Genomic DNA, 14,755 nt, shown 5'->3' with positions numbered 1-14,755 from the left:
CGGCACGCACCCAAAGCGGCGCGGCAACCTCCAAGGCTGTCGCGCCGCTGCTCGACGTCCAGTGCCTCAGCAAAGTCTACAAGACTGGTAAACGCGCGCTGAACGGCATCGACATGATCATCGACCGTCCGCAGGTCGTGGCGATCATCGGATCGTCCGGAGCGGGCAAGAGCACCTTCATTCGCTGCATCAACCGGCTGGTCGAACCGACCTCTGGACGTATCTTGCTTAATGGCAAGGATATTGTAGCGCTCGACAGGAAAGATTTGCGTTCGGCGCGTAGGCGTATCGGCATGATCTTCCAGGAATACAACCTGGTAGAGCGGCTTACAGTCATGCAGAATGTGCTTTCTGGTCGTCTGGGCTATGTCAGCCTGTTTGCTTCGCTGCGCTATAGATTTCCAGCCGAGGATATTCGCGCGGCATTCGAGCTTCTCGACCGCGTGGGCCTCGCGGGCTATCAGGACCGACGCGCCGACGCGCTTTCGGGTGGACAGCGACAACGTGTCGGTATCGCGCGCGCATTGATGCAGCGCCCTGACTTGCTGCTATTAGACGAGCCTACGGCGAGCCTTGATCCAAAGACCTCGCGTCAGATCATGCGGCTCGTCGGAGAGCTTGTTGCCGAACGCAAGACCCCGGCCATTATCAACATTCACGATGTTGCGCTCGCCAAGAGTCATGCTGATCGCATTGTGGGCCTCAGCGAGGGCGCCCTCGTCTTCGATGATACGCCAGACCAGCTGACCGATGCCGCGCTGGCGCGGATCTATGGCGACGAGGACTGGACGCTGACTTCGAACAACGAAGCTGCGGGCGCATGATGAGTTCCGACGCCGTCCGCGCCGCCCACCCCGATGCATGGCGACCACCGACGTTGTTCGGTACACGTGCCCGCCGCGCGATGTTCTGGCTCGGCATCATTCTTTATCTGGTCTGGTCACTTTCAACCCTCAACATCGACGGCAAACGCGTTCTGGCCGGGTTGCCGCGCGCGCTCGACATTCTGATGCGGATGGTGCCGCCAAGTTTCGAGCGTTGGCAAATTCTCCTCAACGGCATGATCGAGAGCATCCAAATTGCTATCGCGGCGAGTATTGTCGGAATGTTGTTGTGCATCCCACTCGGCATCTGCGCCGCGCGCAATCTCGCGCCGAGACCGATATATCTCATGGCCCGCGGACTGATCGTCATCGGCCGTACGTTTCACGAAGTCATCATCGCAATTTTCTTCGTAAAGCTATTTGGGTTTGGCCCCGTAGCGGGACTGCTGACCCTTGCATTCGCGTCGGCAATATTCCTGGGAAAGATGTTGGCAGAGGATATCGAAAACATGAAGGAGGGGCCGGTCGAAGCAGTGCGCGCGACGGGCGCCACCTTCGCTCAGGTGGTATTCTATGCAGTCACGCCGCAGGTTCTAGTGAAGACGCTGGGTGTATTTATCTATCGACTTGACGCGAATTTGCGGCATTCCACTGTGATCGGCATTGTCGGCGCGGGCGGCATCGGCCAAACCCTCTCCGCCTCATTCTCTCGTTACGATTTCGATTTCAGCAGCGCTATTCTAATTTCGATCGCCGCTATGGTAGCGCTTGGCGAGTGGTTCAGCGACTGGGTCCGGCGGAGGCTCCGTTGAGCAAAAAAAACTATCCCGATATTTGGCAACGCTACACTCCCCGTGAACGTCTGATTCATTGGCTGTGGATCGGCAGCGCCGCGCTGGCAGCAGCTTGGTCGGTCTCCGCACTCGAAATCGAATGGGCATTTTTCGCCGACGCTCATTTGCAGGCGGCTGATCTTGTGCAGCGCATGTGGCCACCCCGTTGGTCCTATTTGCCTTTGGTTTTAAGGCCGCTTGTCGAGACGATTCATATCGCGACGCTCGGCACCATGATTTCGATCATCTTTGCGGTTCCGATTGCGTTCCTTGCTGCGCGCAATACGACACTCAATGGAGCAACTTGGCTGGTCGGCCGCGCCATCCTCGTTCTGTCGCGTTCTATCAATACGGTGATCTGGGGGCTGGTCTTCGTTGCGATATTCGGTCCCGGCCCCGTGGCCGGCATCTGCGCTGTGGCCGCCCGCTCCGTCGGCTTCATCGCCAAACTCGTCGCCGAGGCCATCGAGGAGGTGGATCACGGCCAGATCGAGGCCATCGAGGCGACGGGAGCCGGAACACTGCAGATCTACTCCACCGCCATCCTGCCGCAGATCTACCCCGTACTGATCGGCACAACCATCTACCGGTGGGACATCAACGTGCGTGAATCCAGTGTTCTCGGTTTTGTCGGCGCTGGAGGGATCGGCCTCTATCTCTACGCCTCCATCAACCAGTTCCTCTGGTCGCAAGTCCTTGTCATCCTGTTAGCGATTTTCGTCGTCGTCATACTCAGTGAAGCTTTCTCAGCCTATGTCCGCTCCCGCATCACTTGAGGCCAGCCCGCAGGTGGCAAAGCCGCCCCTTTTCGAAGCGCGAACCGGGATGGCGTCGCTGGCTCCGCATTTCGACGGCTTCCTGCTGGATCAGTGGGGCGTTCTGCATGATGGAGTTCGCCCGTATGCGGGCGCCGTCGAGGCCCTTGCCGCCCTTCGTTCTGCGGGGAAGGCGATTCTGATTCTTTCGAATTCCGGACGGCGCGGCCCCGAAAACGAGATCCTGCTCAGCCGTATTGGATTTTCAAGGTCGCTTTACGATGCCGTCATATCTGCCGGGGATGACGCGCGCGATGCCCTGCTCGACAGGAACGATCCGTTCCACGCGGCCTTGGGGCCGCGATGTTTTCTGTTCTGCCGCGAAGGCGAAGATCATCTGGTCGACGGCCTCGGACTGACGCTAGTCTCCGATATCGACCAGGCAGACTTTCTTTTCGCTCTCAGCATGGACCCGCCGCGCCAATCGATCGCAGGATGGAAGAAGATTCTCGACCGGGCTGCCGAGCGCAGATTGCCGATGATCTGCGGCAACCCCGACATCGTGCGCGTCAGTCCTGACGGCATACTACTTGAGGCCCCCGGTGCGATCGCCAGGGCTTATGAAGAACTGGGAGGCGCCGTGCGCTATCACGGCAAGCCTCATGGCCGGATCTACGACACGTGCTTGCGCCTCCTCGATCTACCGCGAGACCGTGTGGCAGCGATCGGCGATTCCCTTCATCACGACGTCGCCGGGGCAGCGGGATGCGGTCTTGATAGCATCCTCGTGGCCGGCGGGATCCATCGCGGCGAGCTCGCATGGGGTCCGCAGGGTGTCGATCCCGAAAGTTGCTCCCTCCTATTCGCCCGAACGGGCTTTGCGCCACAGTATGTCGTGCCTAGCTTCATCTGGTAGTGACGCAGCCGGAATTCAGAAATAGTACTGCAGCGACATCCGCAAGCCTCGCGAATGGTCGAGCGCAATCGTCTTCACAAGTACTTGGGACGAGGCGGAGGACCACTCCGAACGGTGCTAGGGGGACATCGCTCTGCCCTAGGCCGGCACCAGTTCTACCCGAACGTATCGGTCGCGGGCGGATGCGTGGATGGTGACGCCGCGACGTTGCCTTGAGCGCATTGCTGGCAATCCCGAGGGCCAATGACCGGTTCTTTGCCCTGCCAAACGCCGCTTCGAGCGGACCGCCCACGTGGTCCTTGAACCCGTCACGAGATCCTCAATTCAACGAGTACAGCCAGCTGGAATTGCTAAGGCATCATCATGTGAATGGAGACGGCGTGGAGAACCTCTTTCTCTGGCTCGGCTCGAACAATCCCCTCGGAATGATCGTGCGCATGGGCCTGAAAAGGACAGCCGAAGCCTCGAAGCATCCGCTGCAAATGACCCTGGACGAACGGGATCAGGATCTGGAGGGCTGATCACGTCATCGACGAATAAGTCCCACCGGGGCACAAAGCTACCCAGCCAGCGAGAATTCCAGGTTTTTCAGGAGTGGGAGGATTGGCTGGGGCGCCAGGATTCGAACCTGGGAATGGCGGTACCAAAAACCGCTGCCTTACCGCTTGGCGACGCCCCACCATCGGAGTGGCGTGTTCATAATCGGCATAATCGCTGCTGGCAACTCCGTTTTCAGCAGAGTTTCGCGAGTTGCGCAGATATCGTCACGAACCGCCATTTCACCCCTTGCGGCCCTCCGCCACCCCCGCTATAAGACCGGCCTCCCGAAGATTTTCGGTGTCGGAGTGTAGCGCAGTCTGGTAGCGCACCACGTTCGGGACGTGGGGGTCGCAGGTTCAAATCCTGCCACTCCGACCAACTTTCCCGAGACCTTCAAAGGTCGTTCCTCAACATTGCTTCAATCGGAAAACATTCCTTGTTCGCGTGCGACCAAGGCGCGCTGCAACGACTCGGCTTTGGCCGAGGGTCGATCGAGATAATCTGTCCGGTTCTCGGATCGAGGATCAGCATTGCAGTCTCCTGCGTTCTGCGCATGAGGAGAACGCGGCGCCGCGCCGTAGGATCGATGTGACTTCCAAACGTGGTAAGCAATTCGTTACCGGATGGCGGGCCTCTCGATCTGGAAAGAGCGCCTGCGCACCGCTAACGGGTTCGTCACGCAGCCACGCGTTGGGAGAGCCGACGCAGACGGCAGAATTCCCAGCATGGAGACGAATCAATGAATGGAACGACTTCTCTCGAAAACATTTGGGCCCCGCGCCTTCTGAGCGTCCTGCGCATCGTGGCGGCGCTGATCTTCCTGGAGCACGGCACCCAGAAGCTTCTCGGGTTCCCGGTTTCGGCCAGTCCCGCCCCTGCCATGTTCACCTTGTTCTGGTTCGCGGGCGTCATCGAGATCGTCGGCGGCGCGCTTCTGGCGTTCGGGCTTTTCACCCGCCCTGTCGCTTTCATTCTCGCGGGTCAGATGGCGGTCGCCTATTGGATGGCCCACGCACCCAAAAGCTTCTTCCCCGCTTTGAACGGCGGCGATGCGGCAATCCTCTATTGCTTCGTATTTCTGTTCCTGGTCGCCGCCGGCGGTGGCGCGTGGAGCCTCGACCAGTTGCGCCAGCGGCGCGCAGCCTGAGCCGCACTCGCATCACGCCGCGAAACAAAAAAGCCGCCCGAAGGGGCGGCTTTTTGTAAGGCTTGATCGGCCTTCAAAGGCTTAGCGGGAAGCATCCTTGCGGCGCGTCACCGTCCAGGCGGCCTGCATCAGGGCAGCGGCGAGCGCGGTCTTGACGAGGGTCGCGGCGACAAAGGGGGCAGCGCCCACGGTCCAGGCCTTGGCGAACGGCATGATTGCGGAGAGCCAGGACAGGCCAACAGCGAAGATCACCGCGTGGCCGATGGTCATCATGACGATGACGCGGGCAAGCGAACGGTCCCAGCCGCGTTCGGCCATGAAGCCCATGACGAGGGCAGCAGCAAGGAAGCCGAAAAGGAAGCCGCCCGTCGGGCTCAGGAAATAGGAAATACCAGCGGCCAGCGGCGGGGTATTGGCGAAAACAGGCATCCCCATCGCGCCTTCGGCAAGATAGAGCGCAACCGTCGCGCCGCCGAGACGCAGGCCATAAGACGCGCCGATGATGAGGACGACCATCGTCTGCATCGTCATGGGCACGTAAGGCAGCGGCACCTGAACCTTCGCCGAGATAGTGAGAAGCGCGGAGCCCACGACCATCAGGACGATGGCGCGAAGCGCGGCGAAGCGAGCGTCGTCCCGCGAGGGCCAAAGAAGGCCAACGAGGGTGGACGGCGAGGCAAGGGACGTAGCGCCAGTCGACATGAGCAGATCTCCAGATCTCATTCCGCCATTCGCGGGCGGCTGATAAGGCCTTATACGGGGGTCGGACGAGGGCCTCAAGCGGCAGCAGCAAAGCTCCTTATTGATGCCCAGAAAATTCCTCAAGGAAGTGATGATGGCAGACGAACTCGCATTCGACATCGACCCTCCGGCTCAGTCCGGCGAATGCGTGCGCGTAAGCCCCCTGGTTCGCAGGATCGTGGCAAACAATCCGGGGGCCATCACCTTCACGGGGACCTGCACCTACATCGTCGGGTCGGGCCACGTGGCGATTATCGATCCCGGCCCCGATCTGCCCGAACATATCGACGCCCTGCTCGACGCCGTGCGTGGCGAGACGGTGACGCATGTTCTCGTGACCCATACCCACAAGGATCACTCTCCAGCCGCGCGAGCCATCCAGGCAGCGACGGGAGCCAAGCTCGTGGGCTGCGGCCCTCATCGCAGCGCACGCCCCCTGTCGATAGGCGAGGTCAATTTCCTGGAGGCCAGCTCCGACAAGGACTACGTGCCCGACCAGGAACTCGTCGAAGGCGACGTGATCGAGGGACCCGGCTGGAGACTCGAAGCGCTGACGACACCGGGGCACATGGCGAACCACCTCGCCTTTTCGCTGCCGGAGGAGAATGCCTTGTTTTCGGGCGACCACGTCATGGCGTGGTCCACGACCGTCATCGCGCCGCCGGACGGATCCATGGGCGACTTCATGGCCTCCCTGGAGAAACTGCGCGGGCGTGACGAGACCCTCTATTGGCCCGGCCATGGCGGCCCCGTGCGGGAACCGCAACGCTTCGTTCGGGCCCTCGCCCACCACCGCCGCCAGCGCGAGGTATCAATCCTCAACCGTCTCGCGGCCGGCGACAGGACGATTCCCGAAATCGTGGCCGCGATTTATCAGGGACTGAAGCCCGCCTTGATCGGGGCGGCGGGCCTCTCGGTCTTCGCTCACCTGGAAGATCTCATCGCGAAAGGCCAGGTCGCGACCGAGGGCCTGCCATCCCTCGATAGCGAGTACCGGTTGGCCTGAGGGGCAGGTCAGCTTCCCGCGAGCGCGAGATTCGAGGTCTCTTCGAGGAAGGCACGAATTCGGGCGGCATTGGCGCCGAGATCGTGGGTGCCGATGCGTGACGCGGAGCGAATATCGATACGCGCCCCATCCGCGCGGGGACGGATCCGCACGGTAATGTCGTCTGGCAGATTCAACAGGAAGCTGTGACCGATCGCGTCAAGACGGCCGGTGCCGATACGGCCACCGGGCGGCAAGGCCTCGATCACCTGCCAACCGAGATTGGTGGCTGCCTCACGCACCAAGGCGAAGGCTTCGTCGGGATCGACATCGAGGTTGAGCGGCGCGATTTGCACGTAGGCTTCACGCTGCCGCTCGCGAGCCTCCGGAGTTGCATCCGGTGGCACCCGGCCGTTTCGCGCCTCGAGCGCGGCGCGGGAGCGCGAAAACGCCGGAGGGTTGTCGGTATCGGTGGAAATGTCGTTGATGGGCGGCAGAGTAACAGCCTTCACCGCCATCCAACCCGGATACGCAAGCACCAGAGCGGCGATGAGAAGGCCGCGGATCGCTTTTCCCAATCCCCGGCGGCCTTCCTGCCAGATACGGATGAAAGCGACAAGCGACAGCCCGACCGCGATGAACGCCACCAGCAGCCCCGAGCCGAGGGCCACGAAACCAGCTGGGTAATCGATCCGGTTCCAGCGGATCAGCGCAGCGGCCATGACGGACACGACGAGCGCGAACCATGCCAGCATGGGCGACCATTTCGCCGGCCGCGAGAACGGCTCCTCGATGATGAGATGGCGCATCGGGTGGCTTCACAAATCCCTTCTAGCGCATGCCACTTCCCCTCGCTGAGAAGCAGCTCGCCTCGGCGACCGGCTGGGTCGATAAGAAAGCCGAAACCGTAATTTTGTTCCTCTCACCCCATTTTGAGCGAGAGGTTCTGGAGAGCACGTATCTTTGCCACGCCTCAACGGGATGACGCTAGGCAAGGTTTCGATGTAAACTATCTCGAGAAAAGCAAGGAAACCGAGCCTTTGACGTCCGCTGCCCCAGTCTCCGCGACCAGCCCATCCGTCGACCCGCTTCGGGTCTGGTTCCGTTTCATCCGTCTGCATCGGCGCGCAATGAACACGGTCGCGGCGGAGTTGAAGACGCTTGGATTGTCGATTCCGCAATTCGATCTGCTCTCGACCCTGACCGAGCGGGAGGGGTTGAGCCAGCAGGAATTGGCCGAGCGGCTTTATGTGACGAAGGGCAACGTCTCTGGCCTGCTCGACCGAATGGTCGAGGCGGGCCTTGTGGAACGCAGGGCGATCCCCGGCGACCGCCGTTCCAACGCTCTGCATCTGACGTCGAAGGGGCGCGATCTCGCCGAAAAGGGCATCGCCCTCCAAAGGTCATACGTGGAGAGCACGCTGGGGTCGCTTCCGCCCGCGGATTTGGCGGACCTCGAGCGTATCGTTTTGGCTTGGCGCGACAGCGCCAGGACGGCGGAGGACGAGACGCTCGCCAAGGGTCAGGGTTGAGAGGCCATGTTCGACGCGATCGCATTCGCTGGCGGGGGAAACCGTTGCTACTGGCAAGGCGGCTTCTGGGAGGCGGCGGCGCCTGTGCTCGACCTCAAACCGAAAATGATCGTCGGTGTCAGCGCGGGCGCATGGTCGGCCTGCTATAGCGTTCTCGGCCTCGGGCGGCCCGTCAACGAAATGGTGGCCGAGGGCTGCAGCCTCGGCCGCCGGAACTTCGAATGGCGCGCTTGGCGCAGCGAAGGCTCCCCCTGGCCGGTCTCGCGCATGTACCGCACCCTGATCGAAGCTTTCATGGATGAGGCGGCTCTGGAGCGCCTCAAGCGCGGTCCGGACATCCTGATCGGCCTCGCCCGCAAGCCCCGGCGGCTCCCCCTCACTGTCGCGATCCCGCTCGGCCTCGCCACCTATCAGGTCGAGAAGAAATGGCGTGGGCCGGTTCACCCGAAAGGTGGACGCGCCATCGGCTTTCGCGCGGAATTCGTCCGGGTGCGCGATCTCCCCTCCCCGTCCGACCTTCGGGCAGCGCTGATGGCCAGCGCCAGCGTGCCGCCCTTCATGCCGATTGGGCGCGTCGGCGGAATGGCGGCGCTCGATGGCGGCCTCGTGGACAATGTCCCGGCTGAGCCTCTGTCCGAGGTCGAGGCGAAGGGCGGCAGAACGCTTGTGATCCTCTCGCGCCTCTACCGCGCATTCCCGCAGGTGAGAGGCCGGACCTATATCCAGCCGTCGGAGCCCGTTCCGATTGGTCAATTCGACATCACGAACCCGGCCGGGATCCGAAAAGCCTATGAGATGGGGTTGAAGGACGGCGAAGCCTTCGCGAAGCGCATGCGGACGACGTCGGTGCCGTAAAACGGCCCGGGTCGTCCCGGGCCGACGCCGATAGCAGAGTTCCCCGCTTTAGCGAACGACAACCTTCGCGTTCACATCGGCGCGGTTGTAGAGATCGACCACGTCGATGTTGCGCATCCTGATGCAGCCCGAGGAAACCGCCAAGCCGATTTTCTCGGGCTCGTTGGTGCCGTGGATGCGGTAGAGCGTGTCCTTGTTGCCCTCGTAGAGATAAAGCGCACGCGCGCCCAAGGGGTTGTCCGGCCCGCCTTTGGTATATTGGACATGCGGCCAACGAGCTTTCATCTCGGCGGGAGGATTCCAATCCGGCCACTCGGCCTTGCGCGCGATCCGCGACGTGCCGGTCCACCCATAGATCTCGTCGCCAACGGCGACGCCGTAGCGGATGACCTTCTTTCCGGGCAGCACGTAGTAAAGGAACCGCTCCTTGGAATCGACCACGATAGTGCCAGGCGTCTCGCCGGTCGGGTCGTCCATGAGGTATCGCCCATAGCGCAAATCTTCCTGCGCCTTCGGAACCCGGGCCATCCAATCCGCGTCGCGGACCGACACTTCTGGCTCAGGAACCCCCTTGAAACTGCAGCCGGCCAAGGCAGTCATCGTGGCGAGGATCAGGGATAGGCTGGAGAGGCGCATGGATCAAAGCTCTACTTCGCGTCCCCAGGGTGCGGAGAATAGGAAACGGCAGCGCTTCGAGAAGCGCTCCCTTAGGTAATGGGGAGAGGCGAATCGCCGGCACAATGCCACGGCTTGCCTCGAAAGTGTGTTGCACAGCAACAACATGGACAGCCGCTCGACTCGCTGCGACAGTGGATTGCCCCGATCGAAGAAATTTCATGTCCACGCTTTACATCACTCACCCTGCCGCACTCGACCATCAAACACCCCTCGGACATCCGGAGCGGCCCGACCGCCTCCGCGCGATCGAGCGTGCGCTCGAGAAGGAGCGCTTCGTCCCGCTCCTCCGAGAACTCGCGCCAATGGCGGAAATGGAAAGCCTCACCCTCGCCCATCCGGAGCATTACGTTCTCTCGCTGCGCGACGTCAGCCCGCGCGAGGGACTGGTGCGGGTCGACGATGATACGGTCATGTCGCCCGGCACCTACGAGGCGGCGCTCAGGGCGGCAGGCGGCGCGGTGAAGGCCGTCGACGAGGTCATGACCGGCCGAGCGGCCAATGCCTTCGTCGCGATGCGCCCGCCCGGACATCATGCCGAGCGCACGCGCGCCATGGGTTTCTGCTTCTTCAACAATGCGGCCATCGCTGCGCGCCATGCGCAGCGCCACCATGGCGCACAGCGCGTCGCCATCCTCGATTGGGACGTGCATCACGGTAACGGAACGCAGGACATCTTCTGGGATGATGCCAGCGTGCTTTATTGCTCGACTCATGAGGCGCCGCTTTATCCCGGCACGGGTACGATCACGGAGACGGGCCGGCATGGCACCATCGTCAATGCGCCGCTGCAGGCCGGGGACGGGAGCGAAGCGTTCCGGGACGCGCTGGAAAGCATCGTACTGCCGCGCATCGACGCGTTTGCGCCCGACCTGGTCGTGATCTCGGCAGGGTTCGACGCCCATTGGCGCGACCCCCTGGCGAGCCTCAATCTGACCGAGACCGATTTCGCCTGGGCGACTCAGAAACTGATGACACTTGCCGACCGCCATTGTCGCGGGCGAATCGTGTCGGTTCTCGAAGGCGGCTACGATCTCGAGGGCCTGTCGAAATCCGTCTCAATGCACATCGACGCCCTCATGGGACGGGAGATGCGGACCTGACGGGCGCTGTTGCGACGAAGGATTCATGACTGAGGCGCGACAGCCGGCGAAGCAGTTCTCCCAGAAACAGGGTGCGCAGGCCCGAGATGAGGGCGAGCGTCAGAAGCGCTCCTCCCGAAGACGTCCCGGTAACGAAGACTGCCGCCAGACAACTCCCCAGGACCGCCATTCCTTGAATCAGCACGAGCCGCCTCTGCTGAGGGTAGAGAGCGCACGAATCGTTGAGCGGGGCAGCCAGAGCGACGAAACATAGGAAAAGAGCGACGTAGGGAATCACGTAGGCGAGTCCATCCAAAGCCGTGCCGGTCAACAACGGATCCGCAAGCATCAGAAGCCCCGCCATGAGCGCATAGCCCACACCGATGAGAAGGCTCAGTCCTAACATGATGTGACGGCCGAAGATCGGACTCGCTCTATCCAGGGATGGCCGCAACCTGTTCAGAAAGATCGGTGTCGAAGCGGCCGTGATAATCTGAGTCGGCACGTCGAACATGCGATAGGCCAGCGCCACGTGTCCGGCCAGAACCGGCGGGGCGGCCATGGGCATGATCAGCAGAGGCGACATCACGAAGGCAAGCGCGAAGAAAGAGCCCGGCAGATTATAGAGCGGCAGGCTCTTCCATCGGCGGCCTGCGTCAAGCAACGCCGCAACCGACCACCCTGCTTCGAGGGCTTGGAGATGCTTGCGCCGACGCCACGCCAGATAAGCGACCCCGCTGACGTGACCGACAATGTCGGCGATGGCGAAGCCGAGCGCGTCGTCGATCGGCGACAGGACCAGAAGGACAAGCGCCGTCGGTTGTAGAACCGACTGCACCATGGAGGCGCGTCCGATGCCCTTGAAGTCTCCGTCCCGCGTCGCCGTCGCAAAGGTCAGGCGCAGCATACCGCGGCCGAGGATGGAGAAGGGCAGCAACACAGCAAGCTGCATCCGCATCAAGCCGGCCCCGCCGACGATCAAAGAGCTGCCAGAAAAGAAAAGCCAGAGGATCGTTCCGACGCCGATGCAAAGGCGCAGGGCCTCACCCGCCTCCTCATCCGAGCGCGCCGACACAATGGCCGCGTCGTAACGGAGGAACAAAGCAATCCAGGCCAGCGTCGCCAAGGTCTGATAGACACCGAACTCGGCGAAGGCTTGGATGTCCACGAGCCAGGCCGCGACAATCAGCGTCACGACCGACATGCCCCTGGCCAGGACGAGTCGAGTCGCCAAGCGCGCAGCATCGCGCCCCGGCGAGCCATGGACGATGCGATCCGTGAACTGGCGCAGGGACGCTATCAGGGCCCAAGCCCAGGATTGGCTCGACGAGGCCTCGTTCGCCTCACGCAATACGCGATCGTGGATCGTGTGATGCGCGCGCCCAGCAGGCGTCGCCCCCGATCCATCATGATTGGAGTTCAATGGCGGTTATTCTTTTGAAGGCCCCCGGTGAAGGGACGCTAGTTCTTGCTCGCCTGACCCCTAGGGTCAGCTTTCAAGCGGCTCTTCACCGAGAAGGTCGATTCCGAATCCGCTTAACCCAACGTAAGATCGCGAAGTTGTGGCGAGATTGCGGATGGAGACCACACCGAGGTCTTTCAGGATCTGCGCGCCGAGGCCGACTTCGCGCCATTGGCTCGAACGCATGGCTTCCGAGGCCGTCGCGTCGCCCTCGGAAAACGACGTGGTCGGAACGCCCGCCGTGCCGTCGCGGAGATAGACGAGGACGCCCCGGCCCTCTTTTGCGAAACGATGCATCGCGGCGGCGATGGTCTTGCCACCCTCGAACACGTCGGTCAGGGCATTGGCGCGATGCAACCGCACCGGAATGTCGGTCCCATCGCCGATGCGACCGTGGACCAGTGCCATGTGCTGGACGCTGTCGAAAGGAGTCGAATAAGCATAGCCCGTGAGAGGCCCCCACTCGGTCTCGACCGGGAAGGTCGCGATCCGCTCGACCAGCTTCTCGCGCGCCTGCCGATACGCGATCAGCTCCGCAACGGAAACGCGCTTGAGATTGTGCTTCTGGCCGAAGGCGTCGATCTGCGGCCCCTTCATCACCGTGCCATCGTCATTGGCGAGTTCGCAAATGACGCCGACCGGCGCCAGGCCGGCGAGTTTGCAAAGATCGACGGCGGCTTCCGTGTGGCCGGAGCGCATAAGGACGCCGCCATCCTTGGCAATCAGGGGGAACACGTGGCCGGGGCGCACGAAATCGGCTGCGCCCATGTTGTTGTTGGCGAGTGCGCGGACGGTGTTGGAACGCTGCTCGGCCGAAATGCCGGTCGTCAGGCCGTGGCGCACATCGACGGTTACCGTGAAGGCGGTGCCGAGCGGCGCATCATTTGAAGGAACCATCGGGTCGAGCCGCAGGCGACGGGCCTCGGCGGCGGTCAGCGGCGCACAGACGATGCCGCAGGTGTTGCGGATGATGAAGGCCATCTTCTCCGGCGTGCAGAAAGAAGCAGCAACGATCAGATCGCCCTCGTTCTCGCGGTCATCGTCGTCGGTCACGATGACGATCTCACCCCGCGCAAAGGCTTCGATGGTTTCGGTGACGCTATGGCCCGTCATGTCGCTCTCTTTCGATCTTTCGCCCGACCGCGATCTCTACTTGATTGGCCACTCGACGCTAGAGCCGAGTTGCCCCCGATGGCGCAAGAAATGGTCTGCCAAAACGCAAGCGACCATCGCCTCGCCCACCGGCACGGCGCGAATACCGACGCAGGGGTCGTGCCGCCCCTTAGTTGCGACTTCAGCCTCGGCGCCGGAACGCGTCACACTGGCGCGGGGCGTCAAAATCGAGGAGGTCGGCTTCACGGCGAAGCGGCACACCACCGGCTGCCCCGTGGAAATGCCGCCTAAAACCCCACCGGCATGGTTCGACAGGAACGTGGGAGCCCCCGCATTGCCCGGGCGCATCTCATCGGCGTTTTCTTCGCCGCGAAGGGCAGCGGCAGCGAAACCGTCACCAATCTCCACACCCTTGACCGCGTTGATCGACATGAGCGCGGAAGCCAGATCGGAATCGAGTTTGCCGTAGATCGGCGCCCCGAGCCCAGGCGGCACGCCCTCCGCAACGATCTCGATTACCGCGCCGATGGAGGAGCCTTCCTTGCGCAGACCATCGAGATAATCCGCGTAAAAGGCCGCCGCTTCGGCATCCGGGCAGAAGAAGGGGTTGAGCGAGACTTCATCCCAGTCCCACTGGGCGCGGTTGATCGGATGGGGTCCCATCTGCACCAAAGCGCCACGGATCGTGACTCCGGGCACGATCTTCCGCGCGACCGCGCCCGCGGCCACGCGGGCGGCCGTCTCACGCGCAGAAGAACGGCCGCCACCGCGATAGTCGCGGATGCCGTATTTCACATCGTAGGTGAAGTCGGCGTGGCCGGGACGGTAGGATTCCTTGATTTCTGAATAGTCCTTCGAGCGCTGATCGACGTTTTCGATCATGAGCGCGATGGGCGTTCCGGTGGTGACCTGACGGCCTGTGCGCTCGTCCATGAAGACGCCGGAGAGGATTTTGACCTCATCGGGCTCACGCCGCTGGGTCGTGAAACGCGACTGGCCAGGACGGCGGCGGTCGAGTTCCGCCTGGATCTCGGACGCTTCGAGGGGGATCATCGGCGGACAACCGTCGATGACGCAGCCGAGGGCCGGTCCGTGGCTTTCGCCGAAGGTGGTGACGCGAAAAAGGTGACCGAAGGTGTTATGGGACATGGCGCTTTAACAAGGTTCAGGGCGTCTTAGAGCATGATCCGGAAAAGTGGAAACCGGTTTTTGCCCGTCAATAACGCGGCCCCACCCCAACACGTCATCCCGAGGGCCGCTTGACGAGCGGTGACCTTGATGGACCGCCGGGACGG

At 62.4% G+C, this 14,755-nt stretch carries 16 protein-coding genes and 2 tRNA genes; 11 read left to right on the top strand and 7 right to left on the bottom strand.

The features are described 5' to 3' along the window. Positions 1–47 precede the first annotated feature (47 nt). The 5 genes from phnC (at position 48) to I2H38_RS00765 (ending at position 3,849) form a co-directional block, all read left to right on the top strand. Positions 48–824: a phosphonate ABC transporter ATP-binding protein gene (gene phnC / locus I2H38_RS00785; protein ID WP_196270567.1), complete on the top strand. Its 777-nt coding sequence runs from the start codon at positions 48–50 to the stop codon at positions 822–824. Next, complete coding sequence (gene phnE / locus I2H38_RS00780; RefSeq protein ID WP_196269896.1) at positions 821–1,636, top strand: phosphonate ABC transporter, permease protein PhnE; 816 nt, start codon at positions 821–823, stop codon at positions 1,634–1,636. Before phnC ends, phnE (I2H38_RS00780) begins: the two co-directional genes overlap by 4 nt. Further along, on the top strand, positions 1,633–2,433 hold the full coding sequence (phnE, locus tag I2H38_RS00775) for a phosphonate ABC transporter, permease protein PhnE (RefSeq protein ID WP_196269895.1): 801 nt from the start codon (positions 1,633–1,635) through the stop codon (positions 2,431–2,433). Before phnE (I2H38_RS00780) ends, phnE (I2H38_RS00775) begins: the two co-directional genes overlap by 4 nt. A gap of 49 nt (positions 2,434–2,482) precedes the next feature. Continuing rightward, complete coding sequence (locus I2H38_RS00770) at positions 2,483–3,328, top strand: TIGR01459 family HAD-type hydrolase (protein ID WP_196269894.1); 846 nt, start codon at positions 2,483–2,485, stop codon at positions 3,326–3,328. A gap of 380 nt (positions 3,329–3,708) precedes the next feature. Next, entirely contained in the window at positions 3,709–3,849 is a 141-nt protein-coding gene (locus tag I2H38_RS00765) for a hypothetical protein (protein WP_196269893.1), read from the top strand. A gap of 83 nt (positions 3,850–3,932) precedes the next feature. Here I2H38_RS00765 and I2H38_RS00760 read toward each other — a convergent pair. Beyond that, positions 3,933–4,007: transfer RNA gene (locus I2H38_RS00760), tRNA-Gln, on the bottom strand. 162 nt (positions 4,008–4,169) lie between these two features. On the opposite strand from I2H38_RS00760, the gene I2H38_RS00755 reads away from it, so the two are divergent. Both I2H38_RS00755 and I2H38_RS00750 read left to right on the top strand, forming a co-directional pair. Further along, a tRNA-Pro gene (locus I2H38_RS00755) sits at positions 4,170–4,246 on the top strand. Between the two features lie 361 nt (positions 4,247–4,607). After that, positions 4,608–5,015, top strand: a complete 408-nt coding sequence (locus I2H38_RS00750) for a DoxX family protein (RefSeq protein WP_196269892.1) — start codon at positions 4,608–4,610, stop codon at positions 5,013–5,015. Between the two features lie 81 nt (positions 5,016–5,096). Here I2H38_RS00750 and I2H38_RS00745 read toward each other — a convergent pair whose 3' ends face one another. Further along, positions 5,097–5,717: a biotin transporter BioY gene (locus I2H38_RS00745; protein ID WP_196269891.1), complete on the bottom strand. Its 621-nt coding sequence runs from the start codon at positions 5,715–5,717 to the stop codon at positions 5,097–5,099. 103 nt (positions 5,718–5,820) lie between these two features. Between I2H38_RS00745 and I2H38_RS00740 the strand changes: the two genes are divergently transcribed. After that, a complete protein-coding gene (locus I2H38_RS00740; RefSeq protein WP_407663990.1) occupies positions 5,821–6,762 on the top strand; it encodes an MBL fold metallo-hydrolase in 942 nt (313 codons plus the stop codon). An 8-nt stretch (positions 6,763–6,770) separates the two neighbouring features. Here I2H38_RS00740 and I2H38_RS00735 read toward each other — a convergent pair whose 3' ends face one another. Beyond that, the gene (locus tag I2H38_RS00735; RefSeq protein WP_196269890.1) at positions 6,771–7,550 is read right to left on the bottom strand and encodes a DUF1499 domain-containing protein; all 780 of its coding nucleotides are present in this window, start codon (positions 7,548–7,550) and stop codon (positions 6,771–6,773) included. 231 nt (positions 7,551–7,781) lie between these two features. Here I2H38_RS00735 and I2H38_RS00730 point away from each other — a divergent pair, with 231 nt between their 5' ends. Together I2H38_RS00730 and I2H38_RS00725 are read left to right on the top strand one after the other, a co-directional pair. Beyond that, the gene (locus I2H38_RS00730) at positions 7,782–8,273 is read left to right on the top strand and encodes a MarR family winged helix-turn-helix transcriptional regulator (protein WP_229426482.1); all 492 of its coding nucleotides are present in this window, start codon (positions 7,782–7,784) and stop codon (positions 8,271–8,273) included. A 6-nt stretch (positions 8,274–8,279) separates the two neighbouring features. Further along, complete coding sequence (locus I2H38_RS00725; RefSeq protein WP_196269889.1) at positions 8,280–9,128, top strand: patatin-like phospholipase family protein; 849 nt, start codon at positions 8,280–8,282, stop codon at positions 9,126–9,128. Positions 9,129–9,176: 48 nt separating this feature from the next. Here I2H38_RS00725 and I2H38_RS00720 read toward each other — a convergent pair whose 3' ends face one another. Further along, positions 9,177–9,764 carry a L,D-transpeptidase gene (locus I2H38_RS00720; protein WP_196269888.1) on the bottom strand — a complete coding sequence of 196 codons (588 nt, stop codon included), beginning with the start codon at positions 9,762–9,764 and terminating at the stop codon, positions 9,177–9,179. Positions 9,765–9,964: 200 nt separating this feature from the next. Here I2H38_RS00720 and I2H38_RS00715 point away from each other — a divergent pair, with 200 nt between their 5' ends. After that, the gene (locus I2H38_RS00715) at positions 9,965–10,906 is read left to right on the top strand and encodes a histone deacetylase family protein (protein WP_196269887.1); all 942 of its coding nucleotides are present in this window, start codon (positions 9,965–9,967) and stop codon (positions 10,904–10,906) included. Here I2H38_RS00715 and I2H38_RS00710 read toward each other — a convergent pair. From I2H38_RS00710 to aroC, 3 genes are all read right to left on the bottom strand, one after another. Continuing rightward, positions 10,881–12,308, bottom strand: a complete 1,428-nt coding sequence (locus I2H38_RS00710; RefSeq protein WP_196269886.1) for a hypothetical protein — start codon at positions 12,306–12,308, stop codon at positions 10,881–10,883. The genes I2H38_RS00715 and I2H38_RS00710 overlap by 26 nt on opposite strands. Positions 12,309–12,374: 66 nt before the next feature. Further along, positions 12,375–13,460 carry a 3,4-dihydroxy-2-butanone-4-phosphate synthase gene (ribB, locus tag I2H38_RS00705; RefSeq protein ID WP_196269885.1) on the bottom strand — a complete coding sequence of 362 codons (1,086 nt, stop codon included), beginning with the start codon at positions 13,458–13,460 and terminating at the stop codon, positions 12,375–12,377. 36 nt (positions 13,461–13,496) lie between these two features. Beyond that, positions 13,497–14,609 (bottom strand): chorismate synthase, encoded by a 1,113-nt coding sequence (gene aroC, locus I2H38_RS00700; protein WP_196269884.1) that lies wholly within the window; start codon positions 14,607–14,609, stop codon positions 13,497–13,499. Positions 14,610–14,755: the final 146 nt, after the last annotated feature.

Origin of the sequence: Microvirga alba (genome assembly GCF_015694465.1) — a bacterium.
GTDB classification, from domain to species: domain Bacteria; phylum Pseudomonadota; class Alphaproteobacteria; order Rhizobiales; family Beijerinckiaceae; genus Microvirga; species Microvirga alba.
Note: the sequence above shows the minus strand (reverse complement) of the source record. Positions and strands in the feature narration are given on the sequence as shown.

Bases quoted from the DNA above. Each gene is read 5' to 3' on its own strand.
- phnE (WP_196269896.1), top strand. From the start codon at position 821: ATGATGAGTTCCGACGCCGTCCGCGCCGCCCACCCCGATGCATGGCGA.
- I2H38_RS00770 (WP_196269894.1), top strand. From the start codon at position 2,483: ATGGCGTCGCTGGCTCCGCATTTCGACGGCTTCCTGCTGGATCAGTGG.
- I2H38_RS00750 (WP_196269892.1), top strand. From the start codon at position 4,608: ATGAATGGAACGACTTCTCTCGAAAACATTTGGGCCCCGCGCCTTCTG.
- I2H38_RS00745 (WP_196269891.1), bottom strand. From the start codon at position 5,717: ATGTCGACTGGCGCTACGTCCCTTGCCTCGCCGTCCACCCTCGTTGGC.
- I2H38_RS00740 (WP_407663990.1), top strand. From the start codon at position 5,821: ATGCCCAGAAAATTCCTCAAGGAAGTGATGATGGCAGACGAACTCGCA.
- I2H38_RS00735 (WP_196269890.1), bottom strand. From the start codon at position 7,550: ATGCGCCATCTCATCATCGAGGAGCCGTTCTCGCGGCCGGCGAAATGG.
- I2H38_RS00725 (WP_196269889.1), top strand. From the start codon at position 8,280: ATGTTCGACGCGATCGCATTCGCTGGCGGGGGAAACCGTTGCTACTGG.
- I2H38_RS00720 (WP_196269888.1), bottom strand. From the start codon at position 9,764: ATGCGCCTCTCCAGCCTATCCCTGATCCTCGCCACGATGACTGCCTTG.
- I2H38_RS00715 (WP_196269887.1), top strand. From the start codon at position 9,965: ATGTCCACGCTTTACATCACTCACCCTGCCGCACTCGACCATCAAACA.
- ribB (WP_196269885.1), bottom strand. From the start codon at position 13,460: ATGACGGGCCATAGCGTCACCGAAACCATCGAAGCCTTTGCGCGGGGT.
- aroC (WP_196269884.1), bottom strand. From the start codon at position 14,609: ATGTCCCATAACACCTTCGGTCACCTTTTTCGCGTCACCACCTTCGGC.